This is a genomic window from Sphingomonas sp. BAUL-RG-20F-R05-02, from assembly GCF_022662305.1.
Taxonomy (GTDB): domain Bacteria; phylum Pseudomonadota; class Alphaproteobacteria; order Sphingomonadales; family Sphingomonadaceae; genus Sphingomonas.
Genome location: NZ_JAKNQH010000004.1, coordinates 81,946 through 108,324, shown reverse-complemented (window position 1 = coordinate 108,324; position 26,379 = coordinate 81,946). Strand labels below are relative to the sequence as shown.

Here is a 26,379-nt window from a genome sequence, read left to right as displayed (position 1 = left end):
ACGATCGCTCCGCTTCGGTGCGTTCGCACGTTGGGAGGCGTCCGTGTCCATCACCGTTAATGGCCGCGAGGTGGCGGCACCAGCCGATCCGCGCGTCTCGCTGCTCGATTTGTTGCGGGAGGATTTGCACCTGCCGGGTACCAAGAAGGGCTGCAACCAGGGTGCTTGCGGCGCGTGCACGGTGCTGGTCGATGGTGAGCGCATCCTTTCGTGTCTTGCCCTGGCGGTGCAGTTCGAGGGGCGATCGGTGACAACGATCGAGGGGATCGGCACGCCGGGCGCGCTGCATCCGCTGCAACAGGCGTTCGTCGAGCATGACGGCTTTCAGTGCGGCTATTGCACGCCGGGGCAGATCTGCTCGGCAATCGCGATGGTGGAGGAGGTGCGGCGCGGCGTGCCCAGTCATGTCACCAGGGATCTCGGCGCGGAGACGATCGCGCTCAGCCGCGACGAATTGCGCGAACGGATGAGCGGCAACCTTTGCCGCTGCGGCGCGCACAACGGCATCGTCGATGCCATCGAGCATGCCTTCGCGGAGGTTGCGGCATGACCCCGTTCCGCTTCGAGCGTGCCGGTGACGTCGCCGAGGCTGTCCGCGCCATCGCCGCGCCGTCCGCCAAGTGCCTTGGCGGCGGCACCAACCTCGTCGATCTGATGCGCGAGACGATCGAACGCCCGGAGGTCTTGGTCGACGTGACTGCGCTCGACCACGCGATCGTCGAGACGGAAGGCGGCGGGCTGAGGATCGGCGCCGCCGCGCGTAACACGGCGGTGGCAGAGCATCGGCTGGTGCGGGATCGCTACCCGGTATTAACGCGTGCGATCGTTGCCGGAGCGAGCGCGCAGATCCGCAATATGGCGACGGTCGCGGGCAATCTGCTCCAGCGCACGCGCTGCACCTATTTCTACGATACCGAGGGATCGCGCTGTAACAAGCGGGTGCCGGGGCAAGGCTGCGACGCGCGAGAAGGATTCAACCGCATCCATGCCATCCTCGGCGCGTCGGAGGCGTGCGTGGCGACGCATCCGTCGGATATGGCGGTGGCGCTGACGGCCCTCGACGCGGTGGTGCATCTACGCAGCGACGCGGGCGAACGCAGCGTGCCGTTGGCCGAGTTCCACCGGCTGCCAGGTGACCGGCCGGATGTGGAGACGGTGCTCGCGCCCAGCGAGCTTGTCACCGCGATCGAATTACCACCCCTGCCGTTCGAGGCACATTCAACCTACCGCAAGGTGCGCGACCGGGCGAGTTACGCCTTCGCGCTCGTTTCGGTGGCGGCGGCGATCGCGGTGGAGGACGGGCTGGTCAAGAACGTGCGACTCGCCCTTGGCGGGGTAGCGCACAAACCGTGGCGAGCCTTCGCGGCGGAAGCAGAGTTGCGGGGCAAGCCTGCGACCGCGGCGAGCTTCGCGGCGGCTATCGACGCGGAACTCGCCGGGGCACGCCCGCTAAAGGACAATGGTTTCAAGATCGAGCTTGCACGCCGCGTGACGATAGCGACGCTGACCGGACTGGCAGGAGACCGCGCATGAGCATCCTCGACGACACCAAAGCGGTTGCGCAAGGGCTCGTGCAGAAGGGCATGGCCAAAGCGGTCGCGCTTGCTCCCGATAGCTGGATGCCAGGCGGCAAGCCCGATCCGCTGATCGCGCATCAACACGGCCATGTCGGCAAACCCGTTTCGCGCATCGACGGGCCGCTCAAGGTGGCGGGTGCGGCGCGGTTCGCGGCGGAGGTCCCGCTGGAGGGGCTCGCCTATGCGGCGCTCGCCTACAGCACGATCGCCAAGGGTCGTATCGTTGCGATCGATACCGCAGCGGCGGAAGCCGCAGCCGGCGTGATCGCGGTCATGACGTACCGCAACGCCCCGCGTCTCCAGCCCCCGCCTGCGTTCATGTCGAGCCAGAAAGCCGCCGGTGGCGACACGCTGCCAGTGATGCAGGATGACCACATCCACTGGAACGGCCAGCCGATCGCACTCGTCCTCGCCGAAACGCAGGAACAGGCGGACCATGCCAAGGCGCTGATCCAGGCGGCTTATGCCGAGGAACCCGCACAGACCGACTTCGCCGAGGCGGTCGCACGCGGTACGCAGGTCGCGCAGTTCATGGGCGAGCCGCTCCACAATGCGGTCGGTGATGCCGAGGCGGCACTGGCCGAAGCGGCGGTGAAGGTCGATGCGACCTACCGCACGCCGCGCCACAACCACAATGCAATCGAGCTGCACGGCGTCACCTGCGCGTGGGAGGGCGAGACCCTCCGCATCCACGACGCCTCGCAACTGGTCGCGCATACCGCATGGTCGATCGCGCAGATGTTCGGCATCGCCGAGGAGCAGGTCGTCGTCACCTCCCCGTTCGTCGGCGGCGGATTTGGCGGCAAGTGCCTGTGGCAGCATCAGGCGATCGCGGCGGCGGCGGCGAAGTTCGCCGGCCGACCGGTGCGGCTCGTGCTGTCGCGCGAGGGCGTATACCGTATCGTTGGCGGGCGATCGCTCACCGAGCAACGGGTGGCGCTCGGCGCAGACGCGGACGGCAAGCTGACCGCGCTGATCCATAGTGGCGTAACCGCAAAGACCGCCGCCAACGCCATGCCGGAGCCGTTCATCCTGCCTGCCCGCAGCGTCTATGCCGCCGAGTCCGTGCTGCTGCACGTCGACACGGTGGAGATCGACATGCTCAGCAACACCTTCATGCGCGCGCCGGGCGAGGCGGTCGGTACGTTCGCACTGGAGGTGGCGATGGACGAACTCGCCGAGGCGACGGGGATCGACCCAATCGCGTTGCGCCTGCGCAATGAGCCGGAGAAGGATCCGACGACCGGCCTGCCCTTCTCAGCCCGCCACGTCGAGAAGATGTGGCGCGACGGCATGGAACGGTTCGGCTGGAGCCGACGTAACGCCACGCCGGGCGCGACGCGCGACGGCGAATGGCTGGTCGGCATGGGCTGCGCGACCGGAACCTACCCCTATTACCGGATGCCGGGTGGTGCCGCGCGGATCACGCTGAACCGCGACGGCCACGCCACCATCGATATCGCCGCGCATGAAATGGGCATGGGCACCGCCACCGCGCAGACGCAGGTCGCGGCGGAGCGGCTCGGGCTGGGCATGGCGGACATCACCTTCAACTACGGCGATTCGACGCTGCCCGGCGTGGTGCTGGCGGGCGGATCGCAGCAGACCGCCGCGATCGGCGCATCGGTGATCGCCGCGTACAATGCGCTGGTGGCCGAACTGCTCAAGGCGGCAGGCAATGACTCACCGCTTGCCGGGCTGAAGCCGGACGAGATCGCCAGCCGTGACGGCGGACTGTGCAAGGCGGACGAGCCGGAACGCCACGAAAGCTACGCCTCGATCCTGGCACGTGCCGCCCGCGACACGATCTCGGTCATCGCCGAGCCACCGATGCCGCTGGAGACGCAGCACTGGTCGATGCACTCGCACAGCGCTGTGTTCTGCGAAGTGCGCGTCAACACCGTAACGGGCGAGCCACGCGTTACCCGCATCCTCGGATCGTTCGACTGCGGGCGCATCCTCAACCCCAAGACCGCGCGCAGCCAGTTTCGTGGCGGCATCATCATGGGGCTCGGCCTCGCGCTGATGGAGGAAACCCAGTTCGACGAACGCAACGGACGGGTGATGAACCCCAGTCTTGCCGAATATCATGTGCCGGTGCAGATGGACGTGCCGGAGATCGACGTGATCTGGACCGACATCGCCGACCCGCATACGCCGATGGGGGCGCACGGCATCGGTGAGATCGGCATCACCGGCACGGCGGCGGCGATAGCGAACGCGATCTACAATGCGACTGGCAAGCGGGTGCGTGATTTGCCGATCACGCTCGATAAGTTGTTGTAGCAGCACGCACGCCGGTGGCGGATTTCGGGAATCAGCCGCGTTTCAGCTTTTCGAAGACGCACGGTCCGAAGCTGATGTCGGCTGAGGGAGGTAACCCGTCCTGATGAGAAAGGCACGGAGAGCATCGGGGAAGGTTTCACGGCCGCCCCGTGGGCAGCGGCCATTTACTTGTGCGGCAACCGGAACACTACAGGGCTGCCCCCACTGCTGATCGCGCTGGTAGTGCTTCAGCATCGCAGTCCAGGCTTCGTTGAAGCGCCCGGCTCGCGCGGCATCCGCCACATAAGCGGCGCAGGCACCGTTTCTATCTGAAACCTTCGAAAGGCATATCGGCGCGAGCCTCGCCATCTCCTTGGCAAACACCGGACGCAGCGCAAGATCGCGACTTTCGTCGACGACTTCGCCATCTTTTACCGCAAACAATCTAGGTGGACGAGGTGTACAGGCGTTGCAGCCGAAAGCCGAGTCGAACGCTCCATCCTCGAGTTTAAGGTCGATGATGCCATCCCCGGACACGTCCGTTGGGAAATCCGCCAACTCCCCCTCAAGAACCGATCCGTGTTGTTGACCCACGTCGACAGCACGGTAGCCATCCTCCTCGGGGATCAGCACTTGTGCCGTCAGGTTACCACCTGAGCCGCCGGACTGGCTTTCTATGATGACGCCCGGACGAGCATCGTTGCGGCTGAACCGCACCACTGCGATGCGGGCGTAGGAACCTTGCGGGTCCGTAGTCACCGTCAACGATGCCGAGCGCGGATTAGTCACGGTTATCGCAGCTTGGTTATTGAACCCCTCGAAGCCACAGGTACTCTCCCCGATCGGTTGGGCAGGACACGGCAAAGCCTCTACATGCACCTTCACCCCGTCTGAAACAAAGTCGGTGGCTATTCGGCTCGACCCGAACCAGGTCTGAAATTTGCCGAGTGGCACCTCTGCTGGCGCAGCGCCGATCAACAGGCAAACCACCGCCAGCATCAAACCGCGCATCATGCCTGCACATCCTGACATACCCAGATGCCACACGATGCATCGACACGATCGTGGCTGCAACGTGGAACGGCAATGCCGCTCGATTGTGTCCGGAGTTGGACGAACGCGGACGTGCCGCCCGCAGCGTACGACCGCTAAATTCCGCCGGCTACCACCGCCACGCCCAGCGTCTCCAGTTGCGCCGTCAACTCGGCCAGACACGCATCCACCACCGCCTGATCGGTCGCGCGCGCCACGAAGTTCGCGCCGGTGCGGCCGTCGCGGAAGAACGGGTAGCTGCCGATCGACACGCCCGCGAATGCGCGTTCGGTCTTCGCCAGCAGGTCGGCGATTTCGCTTTCCGCGACCCACGCTCCGATCGTGCCGGAGATGACGGGGCGGCCACCCTCCAGCGTGCCGGTCAGCGCGTCGAGCATGCCGGCGGTGATGTGCGGCACCCCCGCCATCACATAGATATTCTCGATATGGATGCCGGGCGCGCCCGACATGCGGTTCTCGATCAGCCCCGCCCCTTGCGGCACGCGTGCCATCCGCTTGCGCGTGTCGGTCAGGCCGCCGCGCGTTTCGTAGTATGCGTCCAGCGTCGCCACCGCATCCGGATGATACACCACGTCCACACCCAAAGCCGCTGCGATCGCATCGACGGTGATGTCGTCGTGTGTCGGGCCGATGCCGCCGGTGGTGAACAGGTAATCGTTGCGGGCGCGTAGCGCATTGACCGCCTCGACGATCGCGTCGGTCTTGTCGGGCACGACGCGCACTTCGGCGAGGCGGATGCCCTGCACGTTCAGCCAACTCGCCAGTTGCGCAATGTTCTTGTCCTGCGTGCGGCCGGACAGGATTTCATCGCCGATCACCGCCAGTGCGGCCGTCCAGATACGCTCGTTCATGGCGACCGGCATAGCCGCCCGCTGCGATCTCGCAAAGCCTGCGATGCATTGCTATATCGTTCCGATGACCGACTATATCACCGTTACGCCCGAAACCGACACCGGCCGCACCGGCGCCATCAAGCTGCATGGCCCCGAGGCTTTCGTGGGCATGCGCCGCGCCGGGCAACTCGCCGCCGCCATGCTCGACATGATCGTGCCGCACATGGTGCCGGGCGTCACCACCGCCGAGATCGACGATCTGGTCCGCACCTTCACGCTCGATCATGGCGCGGTGCCGGCAACGCTCGGCTATCGCGGCTATACGCATTCGAGCTGCATCTCGATCAACCACGTGGTCTGCCACGGCATCCCCAGCGAGAAGACCCTGAAATCGGGCGATATCGTCAACGTGGACGTGACGCCGCTGCTCGACGGCTGGCATGGCGACAGCAGCCGGATGTATCTGATCGGCGATGTGCCGATCAAGGCGAAGCGACTGGTTGACGTGACCTACGAATGCCTGATGCTCGGGATTGAACAGGCCAAGCCCGGCAACTTCTTGGGCGATGTCGGCCATGTCATCCAGCGCCATGCCGAGAGCCATCGCTACGGCGTGGTACGCGATTTCTGCGGGCATGGTGTCGGACGCATGTTCCACGATGCGCCGGAGGTGGTGCATGTCGGGCGGCCGGGTACGGGGCCCGAGCTGAAGCCAGGGATGATCTTCACGATCGAACCGATGATCAACATCGGTCGCCCGGACGTGAAGCTGCTCGACGACGGCTGGACGGCGGTGACGCGCGACCGCTCGCTGTCCGCGCAGTTCGAACATTCGATCGGCATTACAGAGGATGGTTGCGAGATCTTCACCGGCAGCCCCGGCGGGTTCGATCGCCCGCCGTACTGATGGCCCCTCGCCCGCTGCCGTAAAATGCGGCAGCGGCGCACCGGCTGCGTGCGCGTTAGGCATTTGGTAATGTCATCGCTGGCGTATTTTCGGCCTTCCCCGGCGCGGCGCCGAGTGGCACGTTTGTTGTAAGGCACGGCGCGAGTGTCGTGCGTACGAGAGACCGGGGGCGTTTGCGTGAAGAAGATCGAAGCGATCATCAAGCCGTTCAAGCTGGACGAGGTTAAGGAGGCGCTGCACGAAGTCGGCGTATCGGGCATCACCGTGACCGAGGCGAAGGGCTTCGGCCGGCAGAAAGGCCATACCGAACTGTACCGTGGCGCCGAATACGTCGTCGATTTTCTGCCCAAGGTGAAGCTGGAGGTCGTGGTCGAGGACGGCATCGCCGACCGCGTGGTCGAGGCGATCGCCGCCGCCGCGCAGACCGGTCGCATCGGCGACGGCAAGATCTTCGTCATACCCGTAGAGACGGTGCTGCGCATCCGCACCGGCGAGCGCAACGAGGACGCGATCTGACGATCTGCGTTTGACGCATCGCAGCATAGTGTGACAGGCAACGCTCCTCCGGGAGCAACATTGATTCTCCGGCACCAGCCGGATCTTTAAGCGAACCAGAAAGGTTGGGGCATATGGCGAATTCCGCAAACGACGTCCTGAAGATGATCAAGGACCAGGAGATCGAGTGGGTCGATGTCCGTTTCACCGACCCTAAAGGTGCCTGGCACCACCTGACGATGTGCGCGAGCGTCATCGGCGAGAACGAGCTGACCGACGGCCTCATGTTCGACGGCTCCTCGATCGAGGGCTGGAAGGAGATCAACGAATCGGACATGATCCTGAAGCCGGATCTCGACGCGGTTTACGTCGATCCGTTCTCGGCGACGCCGATGCTGATCGTGGTGTGCGACATCGTCGAGCCGTCGGATGGTTCGCTCTACACGCGCGATCCGCGTTCGACCGCGAAGCGCGCCGAGGCGTATGTCAAGGAAACCGGCCTCGGCGACACGATCTATGTCGGCCCTGAGCCCGAGTTCTTCATGTTCGACAGCGTGCAGTTCGACACGACCTATGCCGGCAGCTTCTACAAGGTCGACGACACCGAACTGCCGACCAACACCGGCACCAGCTACGAGAGCGGCAACCTCGGCCACCGCCCGCGCGCCAAGGGCGGCTATTTCCCGGTCGGCCCGGTGGACGTCACCACCGACATCCGTGCGGAAATGGTTTCGACGCTGATCGAAATGGGCCTGCCGATGGACAAGCACCATCACGAGGTCGCCGGTGGTCAGCATGAGCTGGGCCTCACCTTCGGCAAGCTGGTCGAGACGTGCGACCGCATCCAGATCTACAAGTATGTCGTGAAGATGGTGGCGCAGGCCTATGGCAAGACCGCGACGTTCATGCCCAAGCCGATCAAGATGGACAATGGCAGCGGCATGCATGTCCATATGTCGATCTGGAACAAGGGCGAGAACACCTTCGCCGGCAACGGCTATGCCGGGCTGTCGGACACCTGCCTGTACTTCATCGGCGGCGTCATCAAGCATGCCAAGGCGATCAACGCCTTCACCAACCCGACCACCAACAGCTACAAGCGACTGGTGCCGGGCTTCGAGGCACCGGTGCTGCTCGCCTATTCGGCGCGCAACCGCTCGGCATCGTGCCGCATTCCCTACGGTGCCGGCACCAAGTCGAAGCGTGTCGAGTTCCGCTTCCCCGATCCGCTCGCCAACGCCTATCTCGGCACCTCGGCGCTGCTGATGGCGGGTCTCGACGGCATCCAGAACAAGATCCATCCCGGTGAGGCGATGGACAAGAACCTGTACGATTTGCCACCGGCCGAACTGTCGCTGGTGCCGACCGTGTGCGGCTCGCTGCGCGAAGCACTCGAGAGCCTCGCTGCCGACCATGAGTTCCTTCTCAAGGGCGGCGTGTTCACGCAGGACCAGATCGACGCGTACATGGAGCTGAAGTGGGCAGAGGTGTATCGCTGGGAAATGCAGCCGAGCCCGGTCGAGTTCGATATGTACTACAGCGCCTGAGGTGAACGTGAGGCGCGGAGCGATCCGCGCCGATCCGCAAAGCGGACGCGTTCGCTCGGCCAGGCTCGCGTAGCGACGAGCGACGACGCGAGCTTTGCCCACGTCGGGCCTACGACAGAAAGGGCGTTCGGAGCAATTCGGGCGCCCTTTCTGTTGTGCGCGCGCCACATCGTTCATCTGCGGTTCGCCACGCCTGGCGGATAGCGCCAGCGCGCCACTGCCCGAGGAACCCCGCTTGCCCGCTCTCGCGCCAATCTCACCAGACGCCACCGCTCCGCGTCCCCATGCTGATCGTGCGATGACCGCGCTGCTCATCGTGCAAGTGGTGACCTTGTTCATCGCAATCCCGTTGTCGGGCCAGCACCCAGCCCTGCATGTCGTGCTGGACGCCGGGCATCTGGTCTTCGCAGCCGTCTCGGTCGCGGTGCTGGCGCACAACCGGATGACGCAAGGCATATTGCTGGCGGCACTCGCGCTGCTCGCGGTCGGGCCGATCGTCGGCGAGCACGCGATGGGGATCGGCGCGACGCCGATGCACGCCGTCATCGCGCTGACCGCATTCGTGTTCAACGCGATGGTGACGGCGCTGATCGCGCGGCACGCGTTCGGCCCCGGCCGGGTGACGGCGCACCGGCTGCGCGGCGCGGTGCTGGTGTACCTCAACGTCGCGTCGCTGTTCGCGATCGCCTATGCGTTGATCGACGCGCATGCGCCGGGCGGCATCGTCATGGCGGACGGACACGTCTTCGCGGCGGGACCGGGCGAGCGCACCGCCGCGCTGACGTATTTCAGCCTCACCACGATCACCACCAGCGGCTATGGCGATATCGTGCCGGTGCACCCGCTGGCGCGCAGCCTCGCCAATCTGGAGTCGGTGTTCGGCCACCTGTTCCCCGCGACGTTGCTGGCGCGGCTGGTGGCGCTGCATCTCGCGCACTCGGATGGGTCGGACGGAAAAGGTGACGCGGGCGCCTAAGCACCCTATCTCCGCTGGATGCCCAAACGCCCTACCCCCGGCCTGCCCACGCGCGAGCAGATCCTCGACTTCATCACCACCTCGCCCACGCCCGCCGGCAAGCGCGAGATCGCGCGCGCCTTCGGCCTGTCGGCGCAGGACAAGATCGCGCTGAAAGCGCTGCTCAAGGACATGGCCGACGAAGGGCTGATCGACAGCGCACCGGGTCGCGCCTTCCACAAACTCGGTGGCTTGCCCAAGGTGACGGTGTTGCGCATCGCCGATGTCGATGACGGCGGCAACGTGTGGGCGGTGCCGGAGAAGTGGGATGCGGAGACGCCCGCCCCCCGGCTGCGCGTGCGCGAACGCAAGAACGGTGCGCTCGCGGTCGGCGACCGCGTGCTGGCGCGGACCGAGGAAGCCGGCAACGGCTGGATCGCACACCCGATGAAAAGCTTGGCGCGCGGTGAGGAACTGATCCTCGGCGTGCTGCATGAGGAGAATGGCAAGCTCTGGTTGCAAGGCGTCGAGAAGAAGGAGCGGCGCGAGTTCCAGGTCTCGGACGCGGGCGGGGCCAAGCCCGGCGATCTCGTGCTGGCGGAGAAGGCCGGGCGCCCGCCACGCATCACCGCGCGCGTGACCGAGGTGCTCGGCGATCCGTTTGCGCCGCGCAGTTTCTCGATGATCGCGATCCACAAGCTCGGCATCCCCACTGCGTTCGCGCCCGAGGCGATCGAGGAGGCGCACCGCGTCGCCGCGCAGCCGCTGGGCGCCATCGGTGACGGGGGCCGCGAAGACCTCCGCCACCTGCCGATCGTCGCGATCGACCCCGCCGACGCACGCGACCATGACGATGCAGTGTGGGCCGCGCCGGATGACGATCCCGCCAACCCCGGCGGCTGGCAGGCGATCGTCGCGATCGCCGACGTCAGCTTCTACGTGCGGCCGGGCAACGCGATCGACAAGGAAGCGCGCCGCCGAGGCAACAGCGTGTATTTCCCCGATCGCGTCGTGCCGATGCTGCCGGAGGAACTGTCCGCCGACATCTGTTCGCTGAAGGAGGGTGTCGATCGCGCGGCGTTGGTCTGCGACCTGCGCATCGCCGCGAACGGCACGCTGTCGAGCTGGCGTTTCACGCGCGCGGTGATCCGGGTGGTCGCCAATATCGCCTATGAGGATGCACAGGCGAGCATCGACGCGGCGCGCGAAGATGATGCGTTGCTGCCGATCCTGACGCCGCTGTGGGGCTGCTGGAAGGCGCTGTCGAAGGCGCGGGCGGCGCGGGCGCCGCTCGATCTCGACCTGCCCGAACGGCGCGTGATGCTCGACGAGAAGGGCCGCATCCTCTCGGTGGCGCCACGCGAGCGCCTCGACGCGCATATGCTGATCGAGGATTACATGATCGCCGCCAACGTCGCCGCCGCCAAGGCGCTGGAGACGAAAAAGGCACCGGTCATGTACCGCGTCCATGAGCCGCCCAGCCGCGAGAAGCTGGTCGCGCTGAAAGATTACCTCAAGACCTTCGGCGTCGAGTTCGCGCTCGGGCAGGTGATCCGGCCGGGCACGTTCAACCATATCCTCGAGAAGATCGGCGAGGTCGATTTCCGCCCGCAGATCATGGAGCAGGTGCTGCGTACGCAGACGCAGGCCTATTATGCACCCGACAATCACGGGCATTTCGGGTTGGCGCTCGGCAGTTATGCGCACTTTACCTCGCCGATCCGCCGCTATGCCGATCTGCTCGTGCACCGGTCACTGGTCGATGCGTACAAGCTCGGCGATGGCGGGCTGACTGCGGGCGAAGCGGCGGCGATGGAGAAGATCGGACAGTCGATCTCGACGCTGGAACGCCGCGCGATGGAGGCCGAGCGCGACACGATCGACCGCTATGTCGCCGCGTTCCTCGCCACCCGCATCGGCGAGGTGGTCGACGTGCGCATCACCGGGGTGGCAAGCTTCGGCTTCTTCGCGACCGTGGAGGGAATCGGCGGCGATGGGCTGATGCCGGTGCGCGATATCGGCCGCGAATATTTCCGCTATGACGAGGCGGGGCGGCGGCTGGTCGGCGAGGAGACCGGCACCGAATATGCCAGTGGTATGCGGCTACAACTCCGGCTGGCGGAATCGAACCCAGTGTCGGGCGCGTTGCGTTTCGAGATGGTCGAGGGCGGCGGCCGCCCCGCGCCCGAGCCGCGCCAAACCCGCGTCATCAAGAAGCGCGGGCGACCGGCGAACATCCGCCATCAGGGCAAGAAGCGCTGATGGTCGCCACGCCCGCGTGGCCGCCGCAATCGACGCCGCGGCTGTTCGTCGCCGCGCCGCTTGGGCCGGGACAGGTGCGGATCGAGGGGCCGCAAGCGCATTATCTCGTCTCGGTGATGCGCACCAAGGTGGGTGATCCGGTCAAGCTGTTCGACGGCGTGTCGGGCGAGTGGCTGGGGGTGGCCAACACCGTCGGCAAGCGTGACCTGATCCTCGACGTGACCGAGCAGTTGCGCGCGCGCGAACATGTGCCCGATCTGTGGCTATGCGCCGCCCCGCTGAAAAAGGGGCGCGTCGACTGGCTGGTGGAAAAGGCGTGCGAACTTGGCGTCGCGCGGCTGGTGCCCACGCTCACCCGGCGCACGGTGGTAGACCGGCTGAATCTGGAGCGGTTGCAGGCGCATATGATCGAGGCGGCGGAGCAATGCGGGCGCACCGCCGTGCCGGAACTGGCCGAGCCGGTGAAGCTGGCGGCGCTGCTGCGCGACTGGCCGGCGGGGCGGACGCTGTATTTCGCGGACGAGGCGGGCGGCGTGCCCGCGCTGGCGGCGATGCGCGAGGGGCCGGCGGCGGCGGCGATCCTGATCGGGCCGGAGGGTGGTTTCGACGATGCCGAGCGCGACGCGATCCGCGCGTTGCCGGGTGCGGTGGGGGTAACGCTTGGCCCGCGCATCCTGCGTGCCGATACTGCGGCGGCGGCGGCGGTGAGCCTGTGGATGGCGGCGCGCGGCGACTGGTAGCGGCGCAAATTGCCAGGCTACGGCAGGCTACGCGGCAAAACACGCGGCCTACGCGCCGGCAACACCTACCAAGCGCGAGGCTACGCACCGCCACCGCAGGCTATAGCGTGGCGAGATCGATCGGCTGGTGCCGGTCGAGCGTCTTGCTCGCATCCGGCATAGGATATTTGAGGCCGGTCGCGCAGTTGAACAGTACCGCGCTTTCCTCCTCGTCGATCAGCCCCAATCGCAGCGCCTCGCGATAGGCGGCGAGCGTGGCACCGCCTTCGGGGCAGAGCAGCAGGCCATCTTTCCGCGCCGCGTCATCGACCGCGCGGAGGATCGCGGGGTCGCCGACCGCCATCGCCTGGCCGCCGCTTTCGCGCACCGCACGCAAGATGAGGAAATCGCCGACCGCGCGCGGTACGCGGATGCCGGCCGCCACGGTGGAGGCATCCTCCCAACGCTCGGCATGTTCCACGCCCGCCTCGAACGCGCGGACGATCGGTGCGCAGCCGCTCGCCTGGATCGCGAACATCTTGGGGCGCTTGGGGCCGATCCAGCCGAGCGCTTCCAGCTCAGCGAACGCCTTCCACATGCCGATCAGACCGGTGCCGCCGCCGGTCGGGTAGAAGATCGCATCTGGCAGCTCCCAGCGCAGTTGCGCGGCGAGTTCGAGGCCCATCGTCTTCTTGCCTTCGATGCGATACGGCTCCTTGAGGGTCGAGAAGTCGAACCACCGCCCCTCCGCCGCGCCACGCGCGACGATCGCGCCGCAATCGTCGATCAGGCCGTTGACGCGGTAGACGCGCGCGCCCTGCATCGCGATTTCGCGCACGTTGATCTCGGGCGTATCGTCGGGGCACAGCACGATCGTCTCGATCCCGCAGCGCGTGGCGTAGGCGGCGAGCGCAGCACCGGCGTTGCCGTTGGTCGGCATCGCAATCTTCGTCACGCCGAGCGCCTTCGCCATCGACACCGCCATGACTAGGCCGCGCGCCTTGAACGATCCGGTCGGCAGCCGCCCCTCGTCCTTGACCAGCACGTTCGGCCCGCCCGCTTTGGTGAGCGGGATCAGCGGGGTTTCAATCTCGCCCAGGCTGACGATATCGCGCGTGTGGCGCACCGGCAGCAGTTCGCGCCAGCGCCACAGATCGGTCGCTCGCGCCTCCACCATCGCGCGCGGCGCGGCGGCGCGGATCGCGTCGAGGTCATAGCGCACCAGCAGCGGCTTGCCCGCGCGGGACAGGCCGTGAAGCTGGTCCGCCTCGTAGCGCTCGCCCGTCATCGAACATTCGAGATGGGTGACGAAGCACGGCCGCTCGGCGACCAGATTTGTATTGGGGTTCACTGGTCGCCGATCTGGATAGAGGTTAACCCGCCTTCGCCACCGCGACCAGCGCCGGGCGGAGCAGACGGTCCTTGATGACGTAACCCGCCTGCATTTCCTGCACGACGGTGCCCGGCTCCTTGTCGCTCGGCATCTCGAGCATCGCCTGGTGGAAGTTCGGGTCGAGCTTCTCGCCCATCGCGACGATCTTCTTGATGCCGTGGCGCTGGAACACCGATTCCAGCTCGCGGCCGGTCGCCTCCAGGCCGGTCACCAGCGCCTTGAACTTGTCGTCGGCGCGCAGTTCGGCGGGGATCGTCGCCAATCCACGTTCGAGATTGTCGGCAACCGACAGCAGATCGCGCGCAAACGACGTGGCGGCATAGGCACGCGCGTCGGCGGCTTCCTTCTCGGCGCGGCGGCGGACGTTCTGCGCCTCGGCATGGGCGTAGAGCGCCGCCTTTTTCGCCTCGGCGAGTTCGGCTTCGAGCGCGTTGGTGCGGTCATGCTCGGCGAGTTCGGGCGACGCCTCGGCGGTTTCCTCGCGCAGATCAGCGGCTTCGGTGGCGTTTTCTTCGATCATCATACAGTCCCGGTTACTTTAACCCATGAGCCGCGCGAGTGTCGCGGCAGTGAAATCAACCATGGGGACAACGCGCGCATAGTTCAACCGAGTCGGGCCGATCACGCCCACGACCCCGACCATGCGGCCATCCAATCCCCGAAATGGCTTGGCGATCACCGACGAGCCGGACAGCGAGAACAGCTTGTTCTCCGCACCGATGAAGATGCGCGTCGCATCGCCCGCGCTCGCGCTGTCGAGCAACCGCGCGATCTCCTGCTTGCCCTCCAGATCATCGAGCAGATCGCTGATCCGTTCGAGATCGGCAGCGGCGGCGGCATCGATCAGCCGCCCCTGCCCGCGCACGATCAGCACAGGGCGGCGGTCGCCATCTTCGCTCCACACCGCCAGCCCCTGTTCGATCAGCGCACGCGCGGCACCGTCGACCAGCGCGCGTTCCTCCGCCATCTCGCGCTCGATGCGCTGGCGAGCCTCGCCGAGGGTAAGGCCGCCGAGCATCGCGGTCATGTAATTGCCCGCCTCGATCAGCGCCGGGATCGACACGCCCGGCGGCAGTTCGACGACGCGGTTCTCCACCGATCCGTCCGCGCCGACCAGCACTGCGAGAGCCTTTTCAGCCGACAGCGGCACAAAACTCATCTGGCGCAGCACCAGCTCGCGCTTGGGCACCAGCACCAGCCCCGCGCATGCCGACAGGCCGGACAGCGCGGCGGTGGTGGCGGCGAGCGCCTCCTCGACCGGGCCGGCCTGCTGGATGCGCGATTCGATCGCGGCGCGTTCCTCGGCAGAGGGTTCCATCGCGTGCATCATGCCATCGACGAACAGGCGCAAGCCCGTCTCGGTCGGCATCCGACCGGCGCTGGTGTGCGGCGCGGCGAGCAGGCCGGCCTCCTCCAGATCCTGCATCACATTGCGGATCGAGGCGGGCGACAGGTTGAGACCGGACAGGTGCGCGATGGTGCGCGAGCCGATCGGCGCGCCGGTGCTGAGATAGCTTTCCACCACCACGCGGAAGACGTCGCGGGCGCGATCGTTCAGGTCGGTAAGCGGGGCTGCGGGCATGACGGCTATGTGGGGCAGGATCGTGCGGGGCTCAACCGGCAAAGTCATCCGGACGAAGCGTGGCGTAAGAAGGGGTGACACGCTCCCGGCGCAGCGATACGGCTTGCCCGAGCTTTTTGACGGAGAACATTCATGCGCCCATCCGGCCGCACCCCAGACCAGATGCGCGCGATCACGATCGAGCCGCGCTTCACCAAACACGCCGAGGGATCGGTGCTGATCGGCTTCGGCGAGACCAAGGTGCTGGTGACGGCTTCGGTCGAGGAGAAGGTGCCGCCGTTCCTGCGCGGGCGCGGCGAAGGCTGGGTGACGGCGGAATACGGCATGTTGCCGCGCGCCACGCACACCCGCGGCAGCCGCGAAGCGGCGAAGGGCAAGCAGTCCGGGCGCACGCAAGAGATTCAGCGGCTGATCGGGCGATCCTTGCGCGCCGTCACCGATCTCAAGCTGCTCGGCGAACGGCAGATCGTGCTCGATTGCGACGTGATCCAGGCCGATGGCGGCACGCGTACCGCCTCGATCTCGGGGGCGTGGGTGGCGCTGCGCCTCGCGATCGACGGGTTGCTGGCGCAAGGGAAACTCACCGCCGATCCGCTGACCCAGAAGGTCGCGGCGATTTCGTGCGGGATCTACAACGGCACGCCGGTGCTCGATCTCGATTACGACGAGGATTCGAACGCCGACGCGGACGCCAATTTCGTGCTGCTCGAAGGTGGCAACATCGCCGAGGTGCAGGCCACCGCCGAGGGCGCGACCTATGACGAAGAGGCGCTGCTCCGCCTGTTGCGGCTGGCACGCATGGGCTGCGCGGACATCTTCGCGGCGCAGGCGAAGGCCGTGGCGAAGTGACGGAGGAGGTGCCGCCACAGGCGATCCGCAAGCTCGCCCCCGGCAAGCTCGTCATCGCCAGCCATAACGAGGGCAAGGTGCGCGAGATCCGCGCGCTGCTCGCGCCGTATGGCATCGACGCGGTGTCGGCGAAGGAACTCGACCTGCCCGAGCCGGAGGAGACCGGCACCACCTTCGTCGCCAATGCCGAACTGAAGGCGCTCGCCGCCGCCGATCTGTCTGGCCTGCCCGCGCTTGCCGACGACAGCGGGCTGTGCGTCGATGCGCTGGGTGGCGACCCCGGCGTCTACACCGCCAACTGGGCGGAAACCCCGACCGGTCGCGACTGGGCGCTGGCGATGCAAAAGGTTGAGGATGCGCTGGCCGCCAAGGGGCCGGACGCCTCACGCGATGCGCATTTCGTCTGCACGCTGGCGCTGGCGTGGCCCGACGGTCACGTCCAATGGTTCGAGGGGCGCGCCGAGGGGCATCTGACCTGGCCACCGCGCGGGCGCATCGGGTTCGGCTACGACCCGGTGTTTGTGCCGTTCGGGCGCGAGGAGACGTTCGCTGAGCTGCCGGCGGAGGAGAAGGCGGCGATCAGCCACCGCGCGGATGCGTTCCGGCAGTTGGTGGCAGCGGTGTTCTAGAGGCAGGGATTTCGGGGTTACGCGTTCGGCTAAGGAGAGATTAGCGTGCTGATGACGATCATGCTGGCTGCGATCGCCGCTCAGGCTCTCGCCAGTCCTCCTGCTCCTGCGCCGACCGTCGAACCATCCCCCGCCGCACCGTCCGACGAACAGCGGATCGCACAATCCTCCAGTGTCGGCCAAATTCTTTATGCGTTCGACCGTGCCGCATGGGTGAGCACCGACGCGCTGCGAGCGACCGCCCCGAAGCAGCAGCTGACGGGTAGCGGCGGCTATATCGTCGAACCGATCGACGCGCAGACATTGCACGTCACCTATTATCACGGCGACACGGCGCACGCGCAGGCATTCTTCGTCGCCGACGTCCGAAACGGCAAGGTCGAGCAGAAGACGCTGCTGGACCAGCCGGTCGCGCTCACACCTCGGCAGCTCACGCTGGCGAAAGCGCGCGATATCGCTGCACAACGGGCAAAGGAGCGCGCGTACAAGCCCTGTACGCCATCACCGTTCAACACGGTCGTCCTGCCGTCTCGTTCAGGCGGGCCGATCGCGGTCTACCTTCTGTCGGCGCAGCAGGACGCGGGCACCTATCCCCTCGGCGGCAACTTTCGCGTCATCATCGGACCCGACGGACAGGTTCTCGCCTCGCGCCCCTATAGCGTCGGGTGCATCAACATGACCGCGCCCAAGTTACCCGCCGGCGCAAAGCCGGTCGGCTTCGTGGTCAACGACCTGCTTGATCCTGTCCCTACCGAAATACACGTCTTCGCTTCGTACAGCATGCACATGCCGATCTTCGTGACGACGCCCGATCACCGGCTGTGGAAAGTCCAAGGCGCCGCGATCACGCCCGCCGACCGTAAATAGCGCAGCCTCTGCCAACGTTGGAGCGGCATGGCGCGGCCAGCCTTATCGGCTGTTCACCCTCCGACCATCTCCGCCAGTTCCAACCAGCGCATTTCCGCTGCATCCTTGTCCGCGCGGGCCTTGGCGACCGCCTTAGTCAGCATCTCGAATTTCGCGAAGTCCTTCGAGTACAGCGCCGGGTCCGCCAGCAGCGCCTCGTCGCGGGCAATCGCCGTGTCGAGTTCCTCGATCCGCTTGGGCAGCAGTTCGTAGTCGCGCTGGTCCTTGTAGGTGAGCTTGACCTTCGGCGTAGGCGGCGGCGGTGCGGTAGGCTGGACTTTCCGGGGGTTCTCGCGCTTGCCGCCGCGCGCCTTCTCGCGGCGCTGGCGTTCCCAATCCTCATAACCGCCCGCCACCACGTCGACCGTGCCGGAGCCGTCCAGCCCGAGAGTCACCGTGACGGTACGGTCGAGGAAGTCGCGATCGTGGCTGACGATCAGCACGGTGCCGTCGAAATCGCCGATCACGTCCTGCAACAGATCGAGCGTTTCGAGGTCGAGATCGTTGGTCGGCTCGTCCAGCACCAGCAGGTTGGACGGCCGCGCGAACTCGCGCGCCAGCAATAGCCGCGAGCGTTCACCACCCGACAGCGTGCCGATCTTGGCGTCGATCATATGGCCGTCGAACAGGAAGTCCTTGAGATAGCCGATGACGTGCTTGCGCACCCTCTGCACTTCCACCCAGTCGCCGCCATCGGCCAGCACATCGCGTACCGTCTTCTGCGGTTCCATCTTGATGCGCTGCTGATCGATCACGATCGCCTCGATCGTCTGCGCGAACTTGATGGTGCCGCTGTCCGGCTCCAGCGTGCCGGTAAGCAGCTTGATGAGCGTCGACTTGCCCGCCCCGTTCGCGCCGACGATGCCGATCCGGTCTTTGCGGGTAATGCGCAGGGTCAGGTCGTCGATGATGGTGCGCGTCCCGAAGCTCTTGGAGATGTGCTTGGCGTCGATCACCACCTTGCTGCGCGCATCATCGGTGCCGATCGTCAGGTTGGCGGAGCCTTGCGGGCCGACCATCGCGGCGCGTTCGGCGCGCATCTCGATCAGCTTGGTGAGGCGGCCCTGGTTGCGCTTGCGGCGACCGGTGACGCCGCGCAGCAGCCAGTGCTCCTCAAGCTTAAGGCGGGCGTCGAGCCGCTGGGCGTTGCGTTCCTCATCGGCATAGACCTGTTCGGTCCACGCCTCGAACCCGCCGAAGCCGATCTCGGCACGCCGCATCGCCCCGCGGTCGAGCCACAGCGTCTGCTTGGTCAGGCGGGTGAGGAAGGTACGATCGTGGCTGATGACCACGAACGCGCCCCGGAAGCGGTTGAGCCATTCCTCCAGCCAGTCGATCGCGGCGATGTCGAGGTGGTTGGTCGGCTCGTCGAGCAGCAGCACGTCCGGGTCGAGCGCGAGCGCGCGCACGATCGCGGCGCGGCGGCGCTCGCCGCCCGAGGCGGAGGCGGATTCGCGCGTGAGGTCGATACCGAGCTGATCGGCGATCGCATCCGCTTCGTACTGCAAGGGCGGGTTGTCGCCGCCCATCACGTAATCGCCAAGCATTGGGAAGGTGCGCAGGTCCGGTTCCTGTTCGAGCAGGACAACGCGGGTGCCGGGCACGATCGTGCGCCGCCCCTCGTCGCTGTCGATCACGCCGGCGAGCAGTTTGAGGAGTGTGGTCTTGCCGGCGCCGTTGCGGCCGATCAGCGCCAGCCGGTCACGCGGACCGACGTTGATGTCGAGCCCCCGGAACAACCAGCCGGAGCCTTGGATTACGCCGAGATTTTCATATGCGAGGATGGGTGCGGGCATAGGCGTGCGCCCCTAACGCTTTAGCGCAGCTAAAGCGAGGGTTTAGCGCACGCCCGGCCGGCGGCGCTACAGCGCCGACCGACGACGCGGCTTTGCCACGGCGTGGCTGGTCCCTCCGTTCGTCCCGAGCGAAGTCGAGGGACCGCCTGGAGCGCAGGTGCCTCGACTTCGCTCGGCACGAACGGTTGGGGGGGGGGCTTGTGGCTTGGGCATCACCTCACCAAGGCCGACGCGGGAGTAAATCCCGCGTCGTCGGACGGGTTCGGCTGACGCCGACCCGCCGGCCGGCCTGGCGGCGTCTCGCGAGCAGCTTTGCTGTTCGCGTGCGCCGCCGGCTATTCACAGGCTGTTCAACGCGAGCCCCCTATGCGACACGCCATGAAGATGCTGTCCGCCTTGCTACTACCGCTGCTGCTTGCAGCGCCGCTCGCGTCTGCCGCGCCGGCGCAGCAGCGTGACCAGCAGCAGGCGTGGCGGCAGCGCCAGCAGGGCCGCATCCTACCGTTGCGCGAAATTGAGGCGCGCGTGCTACCGACGATGCGGGGCAGCCAGTATCTCGGTTTCGATTTCGAAGGGGAAAGCGGCGTTTACACGCTGAAGTTCCTGCGCGATGGCGTCGTCATCTGGGTCGATGTGGATGGCCGCTCCGGCCAGATCATCGGCCGCACCGGCCATTGAGCCTCAACCCGCTGACATTCCAAAGGGGACAGCAATGCGCGTTCTGATCGTCGAGGACGAACCCAATCTCGGCCAGCAGCTCAAGAATACGCTCGAGGGCGCAGGCTATGCGATCGACCTCGCCACAGACGGCGAGGAAGGGCTGTTTCTCGGCCAGACCGAGAATTACGACGCGGTGGTGCTCGACCTCGGCCTGCCCGAGATCGACGGACTGACCGTGCTCGACCGCTGGCGCAAGGAGGGCAAGGTGATGCCCGTGCTGGTGCTGACCGCGCGCGACAGCTGGTCGGACAAGGTGGCCGGGCTGGACGCGGGTGCCGACGATTACGTCGCCAAGCCGTTCCAGTCGGAAGAGCTGATCGCACGGTTGCGCGCGCTGATACGCCGCGCATCGGGCAACGCCTCGTCCGAACTGATTGCGGGCGACGTGCGACTCGATACGCGCAGCGGCAAGGTGACGCTGGCGGGTGAACCGGTGAAGCTGACCGCGCAGGAATACAAGCTGCTCAGCTACCTGCTCCACCACAAGGGCAAGGTGGTGAGCCGCACCGAGTTGATCGAGCATATCTACGATCAGGACTTCGATCGCGATTCCAACACGATCGAAGTTTTCGTGACGCGCATCCGCAAGAAACTCGGACAGGATGTCATCACCACGATACGGGGCCTCGGCTACAGCCTCGAAGAGCCAAAAGCGTAAGGCGACGCCGGGGTCATGGTCGGGCGTCCTCTCTTTTATCAGCCTCGGCGTTTGCCGTGTGCGGCGCCGGCCGCATGAGCGATAACGCCGCCCCGCAGGATATCTCGCCGCCCAACCCGCGCGTGCGCACCACCGGCTCGCTGAGCCGGCGCATGATCGGCGTGGCGGCGGCGTGGATCCTGCTGCTGCTGTGCGGCGGCGGCTATGCGCTCGACCGGGTGCTGACCGGTGCCGTCACCAAAAACTTCGACGATCAGCTCGAATATGTGCTCAACGCGCAGATCGTGTCGTCGGAGATCGCCGATGGCGAGGTGATCTTCAATCGGGCGGCCGCCGACCAGCGTTTTCTCGAACCCTATTCGGGTCTGTACTGGCAGGTCAGCGCAAAAGGGCACGAGCCGTTCGGTTCGCGTTCCTTGTGGGACCGACGTCTGGCTTATGGCGGTACGCACGAAGATCTTAGCGTTCACGTCTATGACAGCGCCCAATTTCCAGACGAAAAGCTTCGCATTGTCGAACGCGATGTGCAGATACCCGGATCGCCGGTAAAATGGCGCTTCCAGGTCGCGCAAAGCCGCGCCGGGCTGAACGCGCAGATCAAGGTGTTGCGCTCGACGTTGCTCAAGAGCTTCGCACTGCTCGGCTTCGGGTTGATCGTTATGGCGGCGCTCCAGACCTTCTACGGGCTGTGGCCGCTTCGGAAAGTACGCGAGGAGATCGCCCGGATGCGCGCGGGCAAAGCGCGTCAGATCGAGCGCGCGATGCCGATCGAGGTCGCGCCGATGGTCGAGGAGCTGAACGCGCTGATCGAGCATAACGAGAAACAGGCCGAGGAAGCGCGCCGTCATGCCGGCAACCTCGCGCACGCGTTGAAGACCCCGCTCACCGTCATCATGAACGCCGCCACCGCGCAGGCCGACGACCTCGGCGAGACGGTAGTGCGTGAGGCGCGGACGATGCGGCGGCAGGTCGACCATCACCTCGCACGCGCACGGGCGGTTGGCCGGCGCGGCTCTGCGCACAGCCGCGCGGATGTGTGGCCCAGCCTCGAATCGGTCGAACGTGCAGTGGCGCGGCTGTACCGCCATGTGCGGATCGACACCGACGGGCCGAAGGATTTGCAGGTTCATGTCGAACGGCAGGACCTCGACGAGATGCTCGGCAATCTGGTCGAGAACGCCGCGAAGTACGGCGGCGGCAGCGTGTTCGTGACGGTGAAGGCGCAGGCCGGCTTCGTCGAATTCCTGATCGAGGACGACGGCATGGGCATCCCCGAGGAACAGCGCGCGCGCATCTTCGATCGCGGCGTGCGGCTCGACAGCGGCAAGCCCGGGACGGGTCTCGGCATGGCGATCGTCCGCGATGTGGCGGAAATTTACGGCGGCACCGTCGCGCTGGAGGAAAGCGATGACCTCGGCGGGCTGCTGGTGCGGCTGCGGTTGCCGGCAGCGAACTAGGGGAATGGTGTGAGTGTTATCTACGGCCGCGCGTTCGCGGGGCTATTGTTCGACATGGACGGGACATTATTGAGCAGCGTCGCCTCCGCCGAACGATGCTGGAGCCGCTGGGCACGGGACATCGGACTAGACCCGACGGACGTGCTGGCGATCATGCATGGTGTCCGTGCGGTCGACACGATGCGGCGGCTGGGCGTCGCCGATCCCGAAGGCGAGGCAGCGCGGTTGACCGCGATCGAAAAGGAGGATGTCGACGGCATCGTCGCGCTGCCCGGTGCGGTGGCGTTCACCACCGCGTTGCCGGCGAACCGCTGGGCGATCGTCACCTCCGCACCGCGTGAGCTTGCCGAACGCCGGCTCGCCGCCGCCGGACTGACGCCGCCCGCCATATTCATAACGGCGGAGGATATCACCCACGGCAAGCCAGCGCCGGACGGATATCTGCTTGCGGCGGAGCGGCTCGGCGTCAATCCAGCGGCATGTCTGGTGCTGGAGGACGCACCCGCAGGGATCGCCGCTGGCCAAGCCGCTGGCGCTCACGTGCTGGTGTTGACCGCGACACACGGCACCCCGCTGCAGACGGACTGCGTAACGGTGCCGAATTATGCCGCCCTGACGCCGGTGGTGGAAGCCGAAGGCATACGCATCCAGATCGGCTGACTGTAACGCCACTCATCCCAAACGGCGGCGAGGCGGCAAGTCCTTAGTGCAGGGTGCCGCCCCCTCGCTTCGCTTGGCACAAAGGCTTGCGCTTCGACAGCCTCGGATCAGGCGGCGACGCGTTCCGGCGTGAGCGACTGCATCGCGCTTGCAGCGATCTCGAGGCTATGTTTGCGGGCTCCGTGGTCGTGCATCATGCTGGTGAGCATGATCTCGTCGACGCCGGTCCGGGCGATAAACGCCGCGATGCCACGCGCAACAGTCGCTTCGTTGCCGATTGCCGAGCATTGCAGCACATGGTCGAGCATCGCGTTGCCCTGCGCGCCGAGACCAGCGCGATAGCCCTCGACCGGGCGTGGCAACAGGCCCGGTGTGCCCGTGCGCAACGCGATGAACGCCTGCTGCTGCGAGGAGGCGAGATACTCGGCCTCGGCATCGGTGTCGGCGGCGATCACGTTGAATCCGGCCACCAGATGCGGTTTGGCGAGCACGGCGGATGGTTTGAAATCACGGCGATAGATCGCGATTGCCTCCATCAACGCGTCGGGCGCAAAATGCGAAGCGAACGCGTAGGGAAGTCCAAGCATGGCGGCGAGTTGCGCGCCGAACGTACTGGAACCGAGGATCCATAGCGAAACGTCCGCGCCAGCACCCGGTGTCGCAGTGATGCCGGTCTGGCCGTCGTCCGCAAAATAGCTTTGTAGTTCGAGCACGTCGCGCGGGAAGGCGTTGGCGTCGCTGGTGAGCGTGCGGCGCATCGCACGGGCGACGCGCTGGTCAGAACCCGGCGCGCGGCCCAGACCAAGGTCGATACGCCCGGGGAACAGCGCATCGAGCGTTCCGAACTGCTCGGCAATGGCAAGCGGCGCGTGGTTCGGCAGCATGATGCCGCCTGCGCCAATACGGATCGTCTTGGTAGCGGCGGCAACGTGGCCGAGCACGACCGACGTCGCCGCGCTGGCGATGCCGGGCATGCCGTGATGCTCGGCGGTCCAGTAGCGGGTGAAACCGAGCCGCTCGGCCGCCTGAGCGAGATCGGCGGCGTTGGCGAGGCTCTGCGCCACCGTGCCGCCGGCGACGACGGGGACGAGATCGAGAAGGGAATAAGCTGTCATGCACCCGATGTAGGCACACGGGCGGCGGCTTACCAGACCGAGCGGTACAAAATCGCTGTAGCGCTCTGGCGGTGCGTCGAGTGGTCGTTTTGCGCTCCGACAGTCGGAAGCGTGGCCGCCGTCCTGACACCTTCCTCCGGCGCAGGCCGGGGGAGGTGTCAGCGACGGATTTCTAGTGGTTTATCGACGGAACAGCGTCTCGGCAGTCGGTTCAGCCGGCGTGGTGCTGGCGCCCTCGCCGCTCTCAACGCGCGCGGCCTGCTCGCGCTGAGCGCGTAGTTCGGTGATAAGCGCCTCGCGATCGCCCTCCAGACGCGTGTCGACCGGCGCTTCGATCCCGGCCGCCTTCGCTGCCTTAGCCACCGCCGCATCCAGCTCGCGCTGCGTGGTGAGGCCGAGCGTCACCGGGTCCTTCGGCGTGATGTTAGCGATATTCCAGTGGCTGCGGTCACGGATCGCGGCGATGGTGGTGCGGGTGGTACCGATCAGCAGGCTGATCGCGCCGTCCGAGATTTCCGGGTGGTTACGGATGATCCAGGCGATGCCATCGGGCTTGTCCGACCGCTTCGACACCGGCGTGTAGCGCGGCCCCTTGGTGCGGCGGACCTGCTCCGGCCCCTTCAGCATGACGAGGCGATACTCGGGATCGGCCTGCCCCTTGTCGATCTCGTCCTGCGTCACTTCATGCGCGCGCACCGGATCGCGGCCGGTCAGCTTGGTCGCGGCGGTATCGTCGGCGATCGCCTGGATTTCCAGGATGTGCAGGCCGCAAAATTCGGCGATCTGCTCGAACGAAAGCGCGGTGTTGTCGACGAGCCAGGACGCGGTCGCGTGCGGCATGAGCGGCTGGGCCACGGGTCACTCCTTAAAACGGAAAGGGCCGCCCCTTTCGGAGCGGCCGCAATAATGAGGATGGCTTAATCCTATTGGCGCGCCGGAGCAAGCGCCGGCCGAAAAATCGCTCGCGCTTACGCGGCGATGGCTGCGTCGTCGAGCCCCACGGGCGCCAGCGCCTTCAAGAATTGGCGCGCGCTTGCCTCCCAGGTGAAGCTGCCTCCATACGCCGCGCAAGCCGCGCGATCGAGCGTCAGCGCCTGCGCGATCGCGGCGTCCAGGTCGTCGTCCATCACGCCGACGCCTGGCCTCAGCACGTCGAGCGGCCCGGTGACGGGGTACGCCGCTACCGGGGTGCCGCACGCCATCGCCTCGATCATCACCAGCCCGAATGTGTCGGTGCGGCTGGGGAAGACGAACACGTCCGCCGCCGCATAAGCCGCAGCAAGGTCCGCGCCGAAGCGGGCGCCGAGGAAATGCGCCTCCGGAAAGCGTGCTTCCAGCGTGCCCCGCGCCGGACCGTCGCCGACGACGACCTTGGTGCCGGGATGCTCGGCGGTGAGAAACGCCTCCACGTTCTTCTCCACCGCGACACGGCCGACGTAGAGCAGGATCGGACCGGGCAGCGCGCGGATGGTCTGATCGGCCGCGGTCGCAGGCGAGAACAGCGACAGGTCGACACCGCGCCCCCATTCGCGGACGTTGTTGAGATCGTGGCTCTTGAGCGTCGCCTCGATCGAGGGTGTCGAGGCGAGGATCGCCTGCGCGGGCGCGTGGAACCAGCGGATGTAGCGCCAGACCCATTCCGGGTTCACGCCGGTGCGTGCCGAAACGTAATCTGGGAATTGCGTGTGATAGGCGGTGGTGAACGGGAACTTTTGGGACAGGCACCAGCGCCGCGCGGCAAGACACACCGGCCCTTCGGTGGCGAGGTGGATGGCGTGCGGGTTGAAGTCGGCCAGCATCTTGCCGACGCCCGACGTGCTGGCGAGCGCGAGGCGGATTTCCGGGTAGGTCGGGCACGGCAATGAGTAGAATTGATCGGGCGAGACCACGAGCACCTCATGCCCCTGGCGTTCCAGCTCGGCGCGGACCGATTGCAGCGTGCGCACGACCCCGTTGACCTGCGGGCTCCACGCATCAGTAGCGATCGCGATCCGCACCTGC

The 26,379-nt window shown here is 66.4% G+C and carries 25 protein-coding genes; 16 read left to right on the top strand and 9 right to left on the bottom strand.

Going from position 1 to position 26,379, the window contains the following annotated elements:
- The first annotated feature begins 43 nt into the window (after nt 1-43).
- The 3 genes from L8F97_RS10630 to L8F97_RS10620 are packed head-to-tail and all read left to right on the top strand — an operon-like array spanning nt 44 to nt 3,863.
- Nucleotides 44-550 carry a 2Fe-2S iron-sulfur cluster-binding protein gene (locus L8F97_RS10630; RefSeq protein ID WP_242149299.1) on the top strand — a complete coding sequence of 169 codons (507 nt, stop codon included), beginning with the start codon at nt 44-46 and terminating at the stop codon, nt 548-550.
- Nucleotides 547-1,533, top strand: coding sequence for an FAD binding domain-containing protein (locus tag L8F97_RS10625; RefSeq protein ID WP_242149296.1), 987 nt, complete (start codon nt 547-549; stop codon nt 1,531-1,533). The genes L8F97_RS10630 and L8F97_RS10625 overlap by 4 nt, the downstream gene beginning before the upstream one ends.
- The gene (locus L8F97_RS10620; protein WP_242149293.1) at nt 1,530-3,863 is read left to right on the top strand and encodes a xanthine dehydrogenase family protein molybdopterin-binding subunit; all 2,334 of its coding nucleotides are present in this window, start codon (nt 1,530-1,532) and stop codon (nt 3,861-3,863) included. Before L8F97_RS10625 ends, L8F97_RS10620 begins: the two co-directional genes overlap by 4 nt.
- Before the next feature lie 42 nt (nt 3,864-3,905).
- Here the strand turns inward: L8F97_RS10620 and L8F97_RS10615 are convergent, their stop codons facing one another.
- Nucleotides 3,906-4,856: a hypothetical protein gene (locus L8F97_RS10615; RefSeq protein WP_242149291.1), complete on the bottom strand. Its 951-nt coding sequence runs from the start codon at nt 4,854-4,856 to the stop codon at nt 3,906-3,908.
- A 134-nt stretch (nt 4,857-4,990) separates the two neighbouring features.
- Complete coding sequence (locus tag L8F97_RS10610; protein WP_242149289.1) at nt 4,991-5,746, bottom strand: competence/damage-inducible protein A; 756 nt, start codon at nt 5,744-5,746, stop codon at nt 4,991-4,993.
- A gap of 64 nt (nt 5,747-5,810) precedes the next feature.
- Between L8F97_RS10610 and map the strand changes: the two genes are divergently transcribed.
- The 6 genes from map to L8F97_RS10580 all read left to right on the top strand — a co-directional run bounded on the left by map (nt 5,811) and on the right by L8F97_RS10580 (nt 12,634).
- Nucleotides 5,811-6,635: a type I methionyl aminopeptidase gene (gene map / locus L8F97_RS10605; RefSeq protein ID WP_242150134.1), complete on the top strand. Its 825-nt coding sequence runs from the start codon at nt 5,811-5,813 to the stop codon at nt 6,633-6,635.
- A gap of 177 nt (nt 6,636-6,812) precedes the next feature.
- Nucleotides 6,813-7,151 carry a P-II family nitrogen regulator gene (locus L8F97_RS10600; protein ID WP_242149287.1) on the top strand — a complete coding sequence of 113 codons (339 nt, stop codon included), beginning with the start codon at nt 6,813-6,815 and terminating at the stop codon, nt 7,149-7,151.
- A 113-nt stretch (nt 7,152-7,264) separates the two neighbouring features.
- A complete protein-coding gene (gene glnA / locus L8F97_RS10595) occupies nt 7,265-8,677 on the top strand; it encodes a type I glutamate--ammonia ligase (RefSeq protein WP_242149284.1) in 1,413 nt (470 codons plus the stop codon).
- 298 nt (nt 8,678-8,975) lie between these two features.
- A complete protein-coding gene (locus L8F97_RS10590; RefSeq protein ID WP_242149281.1) occupies nt 8,976-9,653 on the top strand; it encodes a potassium channel family protein in 678 nt (225 codons plus the stop codon).
- An 18-nt stretch (nt 9,654-9,671) separates the two neighbouring features.
- Nucleotides 9,672-11,894 carry a ribonuclease R family protein gene (locus L8F97_RS10585; RefSeq protein WP_242149280.1) on the top strand — a complete coding sequence of 741 codons (2,223 nt, stop codon included), beginning with the start codon at nt 9,672-9,674 and terminating at the stop codon, nt 11,892-11,894.
- A complete protein-coding gene (locus L8F97_RS10580; protein WP_242149277.1) occupies nt 11,894-12,634 on the top strand; it encodes a 16S rRNA (uracil(1498)-N(3))-methyltransferase in 741 nt (246 codons plus the stop codon). Before L8F97_RS10585 ends, L8F97_RS10580 begins: the two co-directional genes overlap by 1 nt.
- Nucleotides 12,635-12,734: 100 nt before the next feature.
- Here the strand turns inward: L8F97_RS10580 and L8F97_RS10575 are convergent, their stop codons facing one another.
- The 3 genes from L8F97_RS10575 to hrcA are packed head-to-tail and all read right to left on the bottom strand — an operon-like array spanning nt 12,735 to nt 15,588.
- Nucleotides 12,735-13,964, bottom strand: a complete 1,230-nt coding sequence (locus L8F97_RS10575) for a threonine synthase (RefSeq protein WP_313931949.1) — start codon at nt 13,962-13,964, stop codon at nt 12,735-12,737.
- Between the two features lie 22 nt (nt 13,965-13,986).
- Entirely contained in the window at nt 13,987-14,529 is a 543-nt protein-coding gene (gene grpE / locus L8F97_RS10570) for a nucleotide exchange factor GrpE (protein ID WP_409929033.1), read from the bottom strand.
- 15 nt (nt 14,530-14,544) lie between these two features.
- Complete coding sequence (gene hrcA, locus L8F97_RS10565) at nt 14,545-15,588, bottom strand: heat-inducible transcriptional repressor HrcA (protein WP_242150127.1); 1,044 nt, start codon at nt 15,586-15,588, stop codon at nt 14,545-14,547.
- A 132-nt stretch (nt 15,589-15,720) separates the two neighbouring features.
- On the opposite strand from hrcA, the gene rph reads away from it, so the two are divergent.
- From rph to L8F97_RS10550, 3 genes are read left to right on the top strand one after another with little or no spacing between them, the layout of a single operon-like run.
- Entirely contained in the window at nt 15,721-16,437 is a 717-nt protein-coding gene (gene rph, locus L8F97_RS10560) for a ribonuclease PH (protein WP_242149273.1), read from the top strand.
- Nucleotides 16,434-17,066 carry an RdgB/HAM1 family non-canonical purine NTP pyrophosphatase gene (gene rdgB, locus L8F97_RS10555; RefSeq protein ID WP_242149270.1) on the top strand — a complete coding sequence of 211 codons (633 nt, stop codon included), beginning with the start codon at nt 16,434-16,436 and terminating at the stop codon, nt 17,064-17,066. The genes rph and rdgB overlap by 4 nt, the downstream gene beginning before the upstream one ends.
- 45 nt (nt 17,067-17,111) lie before the next feature.
- Nucleotides 17,112-17,933 carry a hypothetical protein gene (locus L8F97_RS10550; protein WP_242149266.1) on the top strand — a complete coding sequence of 274 codons (822 nt, stop codon included), beginning with the start codon at nt 17,112-17,114 and terminating at the stop codon, nt 17,931-17,933.
- Between the two features lie 53 nt (nt 17,934-17,986).
- Here the strand turns inward: L8F97_RS10550 and L8F97_RS10545 are convergent, their stop codons facing one another.
- On the bottom strand, nt 17,987-19,768 hold the full coding sequence (locus L8F97_RS10545; protein WP_242149263.1) for an ABC-F family ATP-binding cassette domain-containing protein: 1,782 nt from the start codon (nt 19,766-19,768) through the stop codon (nt 17,987-17,989).
- Between the two features lie 378 nt (nt 19,769-20,146).
- Here L8F97_RS10545 and L8F97_RS10540 point away from each other — a divergent pair, with 378 nt between their 5' ends.
- From L8F97_RS10540 to L8F97_RS10525, 4 genes are all read left to right on the top strand, one after another.
- Nucleotides 20,147-20,446, top strand: a complete 300-nt coding sequence (locus L8F97_RS10540; RefSeq protein ID WP_242149261.1) for a hypothetical protein — start codon at nt 20,147-20,149, stop codon at nt 20,444-20,446.
- 34 nt (nt 20,447-20,480) lie between these two features.
- Nucleotides 20,481-21,146: a response regulator transcription factor gene (locus tag L8F97_RS10535; protein ID WP_242149259.1), complete on the top strand. Its 666-nt coding sequence runs from the start codon at nt 20,481-20,483 to the stop codon at nt 21,144-21,146.
- Nucleotides 21,147-21,220: 74 nt separating this feature from the next.
- On the top strand, nt 21,221-22,603 hold the full coding sequence (locus L8F97_RS10530) for an ATP-binding protein (RefSeq protein WP_242149256.1): 1,383 nt from the start codon (nt 21,221-21,223) through the stop codon (nt 22,601-22,603).
- Between the two features lie 9 nt (nt 22,604-22,612).
- Nucleotides 22,613-23,263, top strand: a complete 651-nt coding sequence (locus L8F97_RS10525; protein WP_242149254.1) for an HAD-IA family hydrolase — start codon at nt 22,613-22,615, stop codon at nt 23,261-23,263.
- A gap of 107 nt (nt 23,264-23,370) precedes the next feature.
- Here the strand turns inward: L8F97_RS10525 and L8F97_RS10520 are convergent, their stop codons facing one another.
- From L8F97_RS10520 to L8F97_RS10510, 3 genes are all read right to left on the bottom strand, one after another.
- Nucleotides 23,371-24,378: an LLM class flavin-dependent oxidoreductase gene (locus L8F97_RS10520; RefSeq protein WP_242149251.1), complete on the bottom strand. Its 1,008-nt coding sequence runs from the start codon at nt 24,376-24,378 to the stop codon at nt 23,371-23,373.
- Nucleotides 24,379-24,558: 180 nt separating this feature from the next.
- Entirely contained in the window at nt 24,559-25,233 is a 675-nt protein-coding gene (locus tag L8F97_RS10515) for a DUF1013 domain-containing protein (protein ID WP_242149248.1), read from the bottom strand.
- A gap of 113 nt (nt 25,234-25,346) precedes the next feature.
- A complete protein-coding gene (locus tag L8F97_RS10510; protein WP_242149246.1) occupies nt 25,347-26,375 on the bottom strand; it encodes a glycosyltransferase family 4 protein in 1,029 nt (342 codons plus the stop codon).
- Between the last annotated feature and the right edge of the window lie 4 nt (nt 26,376-26,379).